We start from the raw sequence: 12,042 nt of genomic DNA, 5'->3' as shown, positions 1-12,042 counted from the left end.
ATTGATACTACTTAGGGTAACGCGCTTTGCGCATGGCTCTTTCAACTAAACGTTGAGATGAGCTTAACGCTTGTTTAACGGTCATTTGCCCAGTTAAAGCGGCTGAAAATTGTTGCCCTACTGCTGTTCCTATCCCTTGAAACTCCGGAATAGCAACAAACTGAATACCAACATAAGGAACAGGTTTTACGGTTGGGTTTTTAGGATCTGCGGTTTCGATTGAATCTAATGTTATTTGAGCAAAAGGCGCTGCTTCCATATACTGAGAGTTACTGTATAAAGATTTACGAGTACCCGGTGGCACTTTTGCCCAGCCTTTTTTATCGGCTACAAGTTGAGTATATTCTTTAGATGTTGCCCAGCTGATAAATTTCATTGCAGCATCTTGTTTTTTACTGCTTGAAGGAATGGCTAGTGTCCACGACCACAACCAATTACCACGTTTACCTAGCCCGTTGTCAGGTGCGAGTGCAAAACCAACTTTATCGGCTACTTCAGAATCTGTTTTGTTTGTAACAAATGCGCCAGCTACTGTTGCATCAATCCATATACCACACTTACCGGTTTGAAATAATGCTAGATTTTCGTTAAAGCCATTAGCTGACGAACCCGCAGGACCTGATTCATTCATAACATCAACATAGTACTGAAGAGTTTTTTCCCATTCAGGTGTATTAAACTGAGGCTTCCAGTTTTCGTCAAACCAACGTGCACCGAATGAGTTAGCCATTGATGTAATAAGTGCAATATTTTCTCCCCAACCGGCTTTACCACGCAAACACATACCATAAACGCCATCCTCTTTACTGGTCATCGCTTTTGCTGCTTTTCTAATAAAGTCCCAAGACGGTGCTTTAGGCATGGTTAACCCAGCTTTTGCCATTAAATCAGTACGGTACATAACCATTGAGCTTTCGCCATAGAAAGGAGCGGCGTATAGCTTATCGTTAACGGTAAGGCCGCTTCGAATCGCGGGTAGTAAATCATCTAAATCGTAATTTTTGCCAAGGTTATCTAACTCTGTTAACCAGTTCTGTTTACCCCAAATTGGTACTTCATAAGTACCGATTGTCATAACATCATACTGACCACCTTTTGTGGCCACGTCTGTTGTTACACGTTGGCGTAAAATATTTTCTTCAAGTGTTACCCACTTTAAATCTATATCTGGGTTTTGCCTGGTGAATTCATTGCTTAGTTCTTTCATGGTGATCATGTCACCATTATTAACAGTAGCAATTGTAATTGTTTCTTTTGCGTAAGCGTTGCTCATTGCCATGATGCCACAGGCAAGCATTAATAATTTATTTTTCATTTTAAATACCTTATCTCAAACAATAAAAGGTGTACTTGTACTTAAAAAAGTTAATTAAAATAGCTTTAATTACGTGAATATTAAGTACTAAGTTACTGAATATAAGTTAAAATTTAACTGAAATCTCAGATGTGAAACCATCAAAACCAGCGCCTATTTGGCCTGCAGAGTTAACGCCTTCTTCTTGATTTACATATTCCACTTTTAATAACGTTTTATCGTTAAACCAGTAGCCCGCAGCAACTTGAATACGCTCTACTGTATTGTCTGTTTGCTCAATTAAATCAGATGTATTTTCTGCTTCTGAATAACGAGCTGCTACATATAACTGTTTAGGGATAAGGTATTGTTGTGCTTCAAAAACAAAATATTCTACTGATGTATCACCTTTGATCACACTGTTTGAATCGTACGTTGTGCCATTAGCATCGGCTACTCCATCGGTACCAAAGTATGTAATTCCTGCAACTGCATTGCCCGCAGCATCTGCAAATGTGTAATCATCTGATGATTTACCAACCATGAACACTAAACTTGTTTCGTCAGATGGTTGGTATGCTAGATTTAGTTGTATGATTGACTGCTCTAGTCCGGGCATTGCACCTACGTGCGTGTCACGTTCATTTGATGGTGAGGCAGAAAAGTTATAGTTTTCACCATCGCCAAAACGATAGTTTGTTGTAGTTACTCCGTCTAAACTAGCTACACCATTTTCAAAGTTTAACTGGTCGCCTTGATTGGCCTTGAAAAGATTTAAACCCGCTTTGAAACCACCTTCAAATTCTAATGTGCCTTGTAAACGGTAATTGTAACCACGGTCTTTTTGGAATGCTTCGCCAAAGCTTGAGGTTGTTATATGGCCAGCCACATTGTATGAGCGAAGAAAACCGCTGTCGTAAGTTTTTGTGTAACTAAGTTGCGCGCCATTTTCAGCTGTAGCGTAATCAGTTATTCCGTTACCAATTAATGCATTACCTTGGTTATCTGCTCCATCTTGGAATCCTTTGAATTGAAACGGTGATGCACCAATGTTACCAAGCCTAAGGGTCAGATTCTCATCTTCTTTTGGTGTTCCATAAAGGCCAAATAAATCAAACTCAACACCGGCAAAGTCATTATGAAATGAAAAATCTCGGTCGCCGCCACCAAAATCATTTGGTTCTTCAGCTATATCAATATCAGCTGTAATAAATTCGTTAATATGAAATTTAAGCTGTAAATTTGCTCTTATACGGCCAAATCCAGATTCTTGTACTTCATCTTCAGGACGAAACGCCCCCTCTTTTGCTTGAATAGACTGGAAATTTTGCATTAATAAAAAGTCGACATCAACGCGGTCTAAGTAGTCAGAAACATCAGCTTGAGCTGACATAGAGGTAGCCATTGCAGCTGTTAATAGTGAGATTGCGAATTTTGTATTTTTATTTTTTAACATAATAAGCTCTTCGTGTTGTGTAGTGTTTAGTGTGAGTGTGTAGAAAAGCATTATGAGCATTGTATGTGACTTTATATTAAAATCCACCAATGAGCATTAGCTCAACTGCTGAGCATAATCACAGAATGATTTTAATAGGTCAACGATTTTTTATTACAAAACATTTACAAAATTAGAATTGTTAATTTAAAAGTTTTAATATCAATGACTTGTAAATTTATTAGATGTGGTTGAAAAAACGAGTGTGCGGGTGTTTATAAAATGGATAACTTTTAAATTAATTAGAAAGTAGTAGAATTGAGTGTTGTTTTGATATTTTTTAAGCAGAATACAAAATAAACAAAAGTATGGATGTATTGTGATTTTTTAAGCAACGTTCTTGAGGTTATTAAGGTCATAGCTTAATATTAATGTACTTAAGAAGTATTAAAAGAAGTAACTTACATATGGAATTTGTTCGCCCTTTAGAGCCTATCCTCATCATTGACGATGTTAAAGAAATCCGTGATTACCTAAACCAAATATTAACCGAACTGGGTTATGAAGATATTTTAGAAAGCACGGATTTTAGCTCTGCCAAGCCAGTTATTGATAAAAAATGCCCTAGTGTGATTTTTTTAGATGTAGACTTACCCGACTCTGATGGGACTGATATTTTAGAATTTATTAATATAACCTACCCAAACGCACATGTAGTTATGTGCTCAGGTCATAACAGCTTAGAAAATGTTCAGAATACTTGGGAGCTTGGAGCTAAAGGGTTTATAGCAAAACCTTTTAATGCAAAAAAAGTTGATACCGTAATGAAACGTCTCGAACACATAGAATAATAAAAGGTTAGCATGCAAAGCTCCGTTAAAGCGATTATTGAAGACTTATCAGATGTTATTTTTGGAAAACAAAAACAGATAAAATTAGCACTAACTTGCTTGTTTAGCGAAGGACACTTACTAATTGAAGACTTGCCTGGCATGGGAAAAACCACACTTTCTCATGGTTTAGCGGCAGTACTTGGCTTATCTTACCAACGAATTCAATTTACAAGTGACTTACTACCTGCCGATATACTCGGTACAAATGTATTTAATAGTAACGATCACAGCTTTACGTTTCATAAAGGCCCTATTTTTAGTCAAGTTGTATTAGCTGACGAAATAAACCGTACAGGGCCAAAAACGCAAAGTGCATTACTTGAAGCCATGGAAGAACAACAAGTCACTGTTGATGGCAAAAAGTATAGCCTTCCAGATCCATTTTTTGTTATTGCTACGCAAAATCCTTTATACCAATCGGGTACTTATCCGTTACCGGAATCTCAGTTAGATCGATTTTTAATGCGTATAAGCCTTGGTTTTCCTCAAAAAGAAGCTGAAAAACGTTTAATTTTAAATATGCAAAAACGCGACTACAGCCAACTTCCTAAACGGATAGATAAGCAACAATTAAAACAAATTCAGGCACATATTAGTGAAGTTACACTTAGTACTCCCGTTGTTGATTACATTATAGAGCTTGTTAATTATACAAGAAGCAGCAATGCGTTTGCGTCTTCATTATCACCTCGAGCAAGCATTGCGTTAGCTAAGGCTTCTAAATCATGGGCTTATATTGATGGACGCGATTATGTAGTTCCTGAAGATATACAAGCAGTTTTTACAAGTGTGTGCCAGCACCGCTTAGGTTTGCATAATGAATCGGGTGAAGCTCAAATGAATGACATTTTAAATGCTGTGCCGGTTCCGGTGTAGCTTTTATGCCATCTAAAAAATCAAAACGCTTAAGCATATTTGCATCTTTAAAACGTTCTGTTTTTGATAAATTTTTAAAACATAAACACCAAAAAAATTCAATTACGTTAGAGCACAACACAATCTATGTTTTGCCATCATCCCTTGGGTGGTATTTTATTATTGTGGCTATTTTAAACTTTGTAATGGGTATAAATTATCAAAATAATTTAATTTTGATCATGTCGTATCTGATGTTCGTGGTCATTGTATTAGCAGTTTTTATGGGATACAGCAATGCGAAAGGCTTAACAGTAACTTTTGATAAAGTATTACCGAGTTTTTCTCCACAACAACCCATTTTAAAATTGAACTTACATAGTAATTCAATCTGCCAATCGATTTCTATTACCTATAACAATGATTTAAAAGCAAGTACACATCATGATGAAATTTCAAATAAATCGATTAGTAGCAGTTTACCGCTTCCGTATGAAACACGAGGTTGCTACAAATTAGAACGAATAAAAATAGCCAGTAACTATCCTTTTGGTTTGGTATCTGTATGGAGCTATTTACAAGTACAAACTAAAACTTTTGTTTACCCTGCTCACGAATACGTATTAAGCGATGCACACATTTCTTCACAAGATGAAAATACACAAAATGGAATGACAAAAAAATCGGGAACTGAAGAATTCGACAATCTATTAATTCATCAACCCGAAATGGGCTTAAGCAGAATATCGTGGAAACACTTTGCTAAAACAAAGCAATTATTAGTCAAAGACTTTGTAGATTTTAAAGCGACTGATGCTTTGTTTGATTTTAATTTAATGAGTGGTGCTACAGAGCAACGTCTTAGCCAGTTGTGTTATTTAGTGTGTGAAGCCACTGAGCACAACACCCCTTTCATGTTAAAACTGCCAAGCACTTTAATCAGTATTAATACTGGCCAAACCCATAAGCAACACTGTTTAGAATGCTTAAGTTCATTTGCAGGTGAAAAGCAATGATTGAACTTAAAAATGAAAAAGTAATTAACTTCTCTTTGTGTTTTATTTACGCCTGTTTAGTTCTATTTTTTATAGCACACCTGCCACTCCCATTTATTAGTGTATTAGCTGGCTTATGCCTATGGAATGCAGTTATTACAGCCAAAAATACCGCAAAGCCTAATGCATGGCTTGCAAACATACTTGCCGCTGGTGCTTTGGGTTTAATGATATTTACAATAGGAATGTCCGATACTGTAGTATTGTTTGTGGCCATGCTGTTGTTATCAAGCTTATTTAAACTTTTACAAGCTAAAAATAAAAAGCATTATCAGGTAATTACAACCCTTACTTTTTTTTCATTGTCGTCGGTTTACTTATTTAGCCAAACTATATTTACCACTGCTGTTGTTAGCTTTTTATATGTATTAAATTTTTCAGTAATGGGTTTATTAGAATCTAAACACAACTTAAAAATAAGCGCTAAACAAAGTTCAAAGTTATTATTAATGGCGTTACCACTGGCTGTTTTTTTACTGTTGTTTTTACCAAAAATGCCTGCGTTTTGGCAGTTACCCGGGCCAAAACTTGCTAAAACTGGGCTTTCTGAGCAAGTAGATCCGTTTGATATTGCTAAATTGTCTAACTCAGATGAACTAGTATTTAGAGCTACTTTTAATAATCCCCCGCCTGCTACACCTTACTATTGGCGTGCAATTATTCATGATGAATTTAATGGCAATGCATGGCTTGCGTCTGATTTTTTAAAATACAGTAACCAACAAACAAACCAAAACTTAATATCCGAAAAAAGCATACTTATTGCAAACTATTCAGTCATTGCAGAACCTGCAACGCAAAAATGGCTTTATGGCTTAACTTATTCAACCAGCAATAGTAAAAATGTAAGCGCTAATGCGCTTGGATTATTAAGGAAAAACAGTTACCAAGCAAAAAGCCTGCAATATGATGTGGCAAGTTATCAATTTTCAGTAGATTCACTTAACGAATTTGAAAGAAATAGATATACATTTTTAAGTTTAAAGCAAAATATTAAAACTAATAAGTTTGCTTTACAGTTAAAAGAACAAGTCACCAATGAGCAGGCTTTTTATGACGCATTACTAGCGTACTTTGTAGAGCAAAACTTTACCTATACATTAACGCCGACCCCAATGAGTGGCGATAACACACTTGACCAATTTTTATTTGATAATAAACGAGGCTTTTGCGGGCATTATGCCAGTGCCGCTGCTTATATTTTTAGGGTTGCAGGCATACCTGCACGTGTCGTCAGTGGTTATTTAGGTGGTGAATATAATAGCGACAATAACACGCTCACTGTTCGCCAATACGACGCCCATGCTTGGGTTGAAGTATATTTACAAAATACTGGCTGGACTATTTTTGATGCCACTGCTGTTGTTGCTCCCGAGCGGTTAAATGGATCGCTTTCCCAAAACCAAGAGCTAAACGAAGAATTTAAAAATAATTTAGATTTCGGCTTAGTTAGCTTAAGCAACTTTGCAGCAATAAACTGGTTAAGGCTTGAACTCGAGCAACTAGATTATCAATGGTCTAGTTGGGTGCTTGGCTTTGATCAAGAAAAACAAAATGATTTTTTAAAATCCATCTTTGGTAATAAAAAAAGTTGGCTGGTGCCTTTAGTTGTATTAATAACAGCTGGGTTAAGTTTTGCAATTTACTTTGTCTATTTAAACTGGCCAAAAGCAAAACCAGTTAAACTCCCACCTATAGTTAAAGCCTATAATGAAGTTTTTGATTGGGGAAATAAAAACAAAATTACATTGGCCGACTCTCTTAGTCCGTCACAACAACTTGATCATATGGCACAGCAAAGGCCTAACGCGTCTAAGGAGCTTATAGAATTTAAACATTTATTCGAAAACAGCCGTTATGCTAACAAACCGTTTACCAAAGAGCGCAAAACCAAAGCTAAAGATCTGATAAAATTAATTAAAAGTTCAAAATAGAGAAAACTATGAATGCTGTTGTTGTTGGCGTGATTTTAATGCTTGCGCTCACTTTGGTTCGTGTCAACGTTATTGTAGCTATGACACTGTCTGCTTTAGTTGCTGGGTTAACTGCTGGTTTAGGAATAAAAGAAAGTTTAGATGCATTTAATTCAGGTTTGTCAGCAGGCGCTGAAATTGCCTTAAGTTATGCAATGCTTGGCGCATTCGCAGTTGCAATATCAAAGTCTGGTTTAACCCGCATATTAGCAGATAAATTATTAGCTAAAGTAGATGCTAGAGGGCAAGGCAGCCAAACATTACTTAGTTATTTTATTTTAATGATTATATTAGCGTGCGCTATCTCATCACAAAACTTGGTGCCCGTGCACATAGCGTTCATCCCAATTTTGATCCCGCCTTTGTTGGTTGTATTTAATAAATTAAAACTCGATCGACGTGCCATCGCGTGTATTTTAACATTTGGTTTAGCTTCGTCCTACATGGTACTCCCCTATGGTTTTGGTGGGATATACTTATATTCAATTTTACATAAAAATCTTGTAGATAACGGCCTTCAAATTGTAAATACCGGTGTACCCGTAGCAATGATTATCCCTGCGTTAGGAATGTTTATTGGCCTACTCATTGCTGTATTTTTTACTTATAAAAAACAACGTACCTATAAATCGATCACAGTTACTAACCAGAGCAACCATGAACCTATAAAAAATCCAAAAAAAGTCATGTTAGTTGGCTCTTTTGCAGTTATTACCTCGTTAATTGCGCAAAATATAAGTGGCTCAATGATACTTGGCGGCTTAGTAGGCGTTATGATTTTTAGCCTATTTGGTATAGTTAAATGGGAAGAAAATGGAGACGTATTTAGTAAAGGCGTTGCCATGATGGCCATGATTGGTTTTATCATGATATCAGCACAAGGTTTTGCATCAGTTATGCAAGCGACGGGTGATATACAAAGCTTGGTCAACAGCGGTGCAAGTTTGTTTGATGGAAATAAGCCTATAGCAGCGGCGGTAATTTTATTAGTTGGTTTACTTATCACCATGGGAATTGGAAGCTCTTTTTCAACGGTACCAATTATTGCGACCTTATTTGTTCCTTTATGCCTAGAGCTTGGTTTTTCAGTAATGGCAACAGCTGCTTTAGTCGGTACTGCGGGCGCTCTAGGCGATGCGGGCTCCCCTGCTTCAGACTCAACACTTGGGCCAACATCTGGTTTAAACGCAGATGGTCAGCACGACCATATTTGGGATTCGGTAGTCCCAACCTTTATACACTTTAATATTCCACTATTACTATTTGGCTGGATTGCAGCAATGGTACTTTGAGTATCCTAAAACCTTCAATTTAAGAGGCTTATTATGTAATAAGCCTCTTATTCCCTGTTTAATTTTATTCTACATATAATTTCGATGTTAAGATTAACTTTAACACAATTGAAGTATGATGTGTTCTTATGCAGCTAAAATATAAGCACCTATTCGGGTGCTTATATTTTTATATTAATTTTACTTAAACCCGTTAATCATTTTGGCGCAAACAACAGGTGTTGGCCTATGATTATCATCTACAGCAACAAATGTAAAACTACCGCTTATAGCCGAGTGTTTATCATCTTTGTGCATTGTTTCAAGCAGTATATCAACATCTACTTTTAAGCTAGTGTTACCAACATGCACAACTTTAGCTATTAGTTCAGCAAATGTACCTGCAGGTATTGCTTCTTTAAAGTCTACTCTATCAGAAGAAATAGTTACCAAGGGCTTACGGCAAAAACGCGTTGCAGCAATAAATGCAACCTCGTCCATCCATGCTAATGCATCGCCACCAAATAGTGTATTGTGATGATTGGTACGCCCTGGGAATACCGTTTTTGTAACTGATGTTGTTGAATCTTTTATACGCTGAGCAATAATTGCATCGCTATTTACGTCTGTCATAGTCTCTACTTTTTGTTGGCTAACGTATCTTGCATTAATAAGCCTGGATCAAGGCGTTCGCCTTTCCAGTTAAAGCGCCAATCTAAATGCGGGCCTGTAACTCGGCCGGTTGCACCAATTTCAGCAACTTTATTACCTTGTTTAACTTTATCACCCACGTTTACATCTAACTTACTTAAATGTATGTAAGTAGAGGTAATACCATGGCCATGATCTAAAATAAGTGTTCCGCCAGAATAATATAAATCGGGTTCTGCAAAAACAACAGTGCCACCAATTGGCGCATACACTGGCGAACCAGTTTTGTTAGCTATATCTAAACCAAAATGCGCGCGACGTGGTTCACCATTAAAGTAACGCTGGCTGCCATACACACCCGAAATTCGCCCTTGTGCAGGTTTTAATACTGGGTCTAAAAAGTAAGTAAGGTCTGAATTAACAGCACGGGCATTTCTTACCGCAACCGCTTCTCTGCTTATACGTTCACTTACAGATTTAGGCGGAGAAACGTATTTTTTTGCAACACCCGTTATTTTGTCAATGTTGTAATCACGCTTGGTAATAATAAGATTCTGGGTATGCTTTTTGCCATTCGTATCAACCCAGCTAAGTGTATGATTTGTTTTTGCGTCACGGCCAAAACCAAATACAAAATCACCATTTTTTGAAAGCTTTAACGGTGTGTCGTTTAAACTAACAGACTGCGCATCGCTAAGCTTTCCTGTAACTAAGCCGCCTTGAGTCAGGTGTCCTTTTAGCTCAACAGCTAACGAATTTACACTAAATGTTGCTAAAACCAACGCAGATAAAAGTGACTTAAGCATAACTAATTGCTCCTTTGCCAACCCCTTCATACGCGGTTATTTTAACATTTTGTTCAGGGTGCTTGGCTTTAACTTGCCCTGCAATATACCCCGCAATACATTCAACGGTTGTGTCTATCGGTAAAATATCACAGCGCGTTTCACTAATGGCCATCTCGAAATAACCTTGAGCTGATGTATAAGCAAAACAAACATCATTATCTCTTGCGCTAATATGCTTTAAGTTTTGCGGTTCTATTTGGTCTTCACTTGTTGCTAGGTATATATCTTCCCACTGCATTGCCCATTCTTTTTGTAAGCGTGGCATGGAGATACCGTCTAGGCTTATACCTATTTGAGAACGATGACCATGAATAATGCGCTGGCAATTACCATCATGTTTTTTAAGACCATGACTATAATGATAATAAAAGCTTTGGCTATGTTCTGGTTTTAACGATAACTCTATTTTTTCTATGTTTGAGGGCAACTTAGGTAAAATAGTATCAACTAAAAATGCAGTTACCGACTCCACATTAATTTCATCGGCATCAATCATACAATAGGCTTGATGCGGTGCACTCATTGCCAAGTGGTGGTTGTCGCCAAAAGTGCAATCTAGTGTTTTGTGCTCATCAAATTCAGTCACTGAACCATTTATGCTATTAGGAATAGCTAAACGGTGATCAATACATTCATCAATAATACCTTTAATTTGTTTTTTAACTAATCCAAAGTCTAACACCATAGACTCGTCGTTAAGTTTACCGTGCAAAGTTAAATCAACAATCCAGCTCTCGCCAACGGCGCCGCGTTTGTTACATAAGTAAGAAAAATCTATCACAGTAAGTGAGTTAACAAAAAGGATCATAAACTTCCTTTAGACTAGTTATAAGACAGCGTTAATTATAATGATTTTTGATTGTAATTGCGCGGTTTTATAAAGCAAAAACCTAACGCATTGTTTGATTGATGATTTAATACTCAATATAGTAGGTATTTAACTGCTCCGAGTTGTTTAGCGTACAAGTGTACGCTAAAGTACGGGCAATTTCTAAGCGAAGATAAAGAGTTATGGAACCTAAAAACAGCTATACAAAAGAAGAATTGATCCTATGTGGTCAAGGTGAAATGTTTGGTGAAGGCAACTGTCGTTTACCTAGCGATAACATGTTAATGATGGACCGCATTACCTCTATAAATGCTGATGGTGGAAGCCACGGTAAAGGTGAAATAATTGCTGAGCTTGATATTGACCCGACCCTTTGGTTTTTTGATTGTCACTTTAAAGGTGACCCTGTTATGCCAGGGTGTTTAGGCCTTGATGCAATGTGGCAACTAGTGGGTTTTTATCTTGGTTGGTCAGGTGGCCCTGGTCTTGGCCGCGCTTTAGGTGTAGGTGAAGTTAAATTTACAGGCCAAATACTTCCAACGTCTAAAAAAGTAACCTACCGCCTTGAAATGAAACGCGTAATTAAACGTAAGCTCTTCATGGGTGTTGCAGATGGCACTGTTGAAGTAGACGGCCGCGTAATATATGAAGCCAAAGATTTAAAAGTTGGTTTATTTCAAGACACCACGTCTTTTTAATAGATTTACAATATAAATACAAAAAGGCCTCCAATTTGGAGGACTTTTTGCTTAAATTTGGGTAATAGTTAGGTTTTATACATATTTCGATTTTCAATTGCCTCTCGCCATCCACCTAACCACTCTGACTTTGGATCTATCTGTTGATAAGGGCATAGCTCTTTAGAACGACCTGCTAAACCTGCTTTGAAACCTTGAGAATGAGCTCTTTCTAAACGATCTCTTTTCTGTCTCTTCATC

General features: G+C 37.1%; 12 protein-coding genes. 6 read left to right on the top strand and 6 right to left on the bottom strand.

Going from position 1 to position 12,042, the window contains the following annotated elements:
* Positions 1–7 precede the first annotated feature (7 nt).
* Together RF53_RS06255 and RF53_RS06250 are read right to left on the bottom strand one after the other, a co-directional pair.
* The gene (locus tag RF53_RS06255) at positions 8–1,315 is read right to left on the bottom strand and encodes an ABC transporter substrate-binding protein (RefSeq protein WP_039036969.1); all 1,308 of its coding nucleotides are present in this window, start codon (positions 1,313–1,315) and stop codon (positions 8–10) included.
* A 106-nt stretch (positions 1,316–1,421) separates the two neighbouring features.
* Positions 1,422–2,750 (bottom strand): hypothetical protein, encoded by a 1,329-nt coding sequence (locus RF53_RS06250; RefSeq protein WP_039037203.1) that lies wholly within the window; start codon positions 2,748–2,750, stop codon positions 1,422–1,424.
* Between the two features lie 446 nt (positions 2,751–3,196).
* Here RF53_RS06250 and RF53_RS06245 point away from each other — a divergent pair, with 446 nt between their 5' ends.
* From RF53_RS06245 to RF53_RS06225, 5 genes are read left to right on the top strand one after another with little or no spacing between them, the layout of a single operon-like run.
* Positions 3,197–3,580: a response regulator gene (locus RF53_RS06245; protein ID WP_006792946.1), complete on the top strand. Its 384-nt coding sequence runs from the start codon at positions 3,197–3,199 to the stop codon at positions 3,578–3,580.
* A 12-nt stretch (positions 3,581–3,592) separates the two neighbouring features.
* Complete coding sequence (locus RF53_RS06240) at positions 3,593–4,498, top strand: AAA family ATPase (protein WP_039036968.1); 906 nt, start codon at positions 3,593–3,595, stop codon at positions 4,496–4,498.
* Positions 4,499–4,503: 5 nt separating this feature from the next.
* Positions 4,504–5,493: a DUF58 domain-containing protein gene (locus tag RF53_RS06235; protein ID WP_039036967.1), complete on the top strand. Its 990-nt coding sequence runs from the start codon at positions 4,504–4,506 to the stop codon at positions 5,491–5,493.
* Positions 5,490–7,466, top strand: coding sequence for a transglutaminase family protein (locus tag RF53_RS06230; RefSeq protein WP_039036966.1), 1,977 nt, complete (start codon positions 5,490–5,492; stop codon positions 7,464–7,466). Before RF53_RS06235 ends, RF53_RS06230 begins: the two co-directional genes overlap by 4 nt.
* A gap of 8 nt (positions 7,467–7,474) precedes the next feature.
* Positions 7,475–8,797: a Na+/H+ antiporter family protein gene (locus RF53_RS06225; protein ID WP_039036965.1), complete on the top strand. Its 1,323-nt coding sequence runs from the start codon at positions 7,475–7,477 to the stop codon at positions 8,795–8,797.
* A gap of 180 nt (positions 8,798–8,977) precedes the next feature.
* Here the strand turns inward: RF53_RS06225 and RF53_RS06220 are convergent, their stop codons facing one another.
* From RF53_RS06220 to RF53_RS06210, 3 genes are read right to left on the bottom strand one after another with little or no spacing between them, the layout of a single operon-like run.
* On the bottom strand, positions 8,978–9,409 hold the full coding sequence (locus RF53_RS06220; RefSeq protein WP_039036964.1) for an acyl-CoA thioesterase: 432 nt from the start codon (positions 9,407–9,409) through the stop codon (positions 8,978–8,980).
* Positions 9,410–9,414: 5 nt separating this feature from the next.
* Entirely contained in the window at positions 9,415–10,233 is an 819-nt protein-coding gene (locus RF53_RS06215; protein ID WP_039036963.1) for a M23 family metallopeptidase, read from the bottom strand.
* Entirely contained in the window at positions 10,226–11,083 is an 858-nt protein-coding gene (locus RF53_RS06210) for a 6-carboxytetrahydropterin synthase (protein WP_039036962.1), read from the bottom strand. Before RF53_RS06210 ends, RF53_RS06215 begins: the two co-directional genes overlap by 8 nt.
* 203 nt (positions 11,084–11,286) lie before the next feature.
* Between RF53_RS06210 and fabA the strand changes: the two genes are divergently transcribed.
* Positions 11,287–11,802 (top strand): bifunctional 3-hydroxydecanoyl-ACP dehydratase/trans-2-decenoyl-ACP isomerase, encoded by a 516-nt coding sequence (gene fabA / locus RF53_RS06205; protein WP_006792937.1) that lies wholly within the window; start codon positions 11,287–11,289, stop codon positions 11,800–11,802.
* Positions 11,803–11,870: 68 nt separating this feature from the next.
* Here fabA and rmf read toward each other — a convergent pair whose 3' ends face one another.
* Positions 11,871–12,041 carry a ribosome modulation factor gene (gene rmf / locus RF53_RS06200; protein ID WP_004586522.1) on the bottom strand — a complete coding sequence of 57 codons (171 nt, stop codon included), beginning with the start codon at positions 12,039–12,041 and terminating at the stop codon, positions 11,871–11,873.
* Between the last annotated feature and the right edge of the window lies 1 nt (position 12,042).

The organism is Pseudoalteromonas sp. ECSMB14103, from assembly GCF_000813065.1.
GTDB classification, from domain to species: Bacteria; Pseudomonadota; Gammaproteobacteria; order Enterobacterales; family Alteromonadaceae; genus Pseudoalteromonas; species Pseudoalteromonas marina.
Note: the sequence above shows the minus strand (reverse complement) of the source record. Positions and strands in the feature narration are given on the sequence as shown.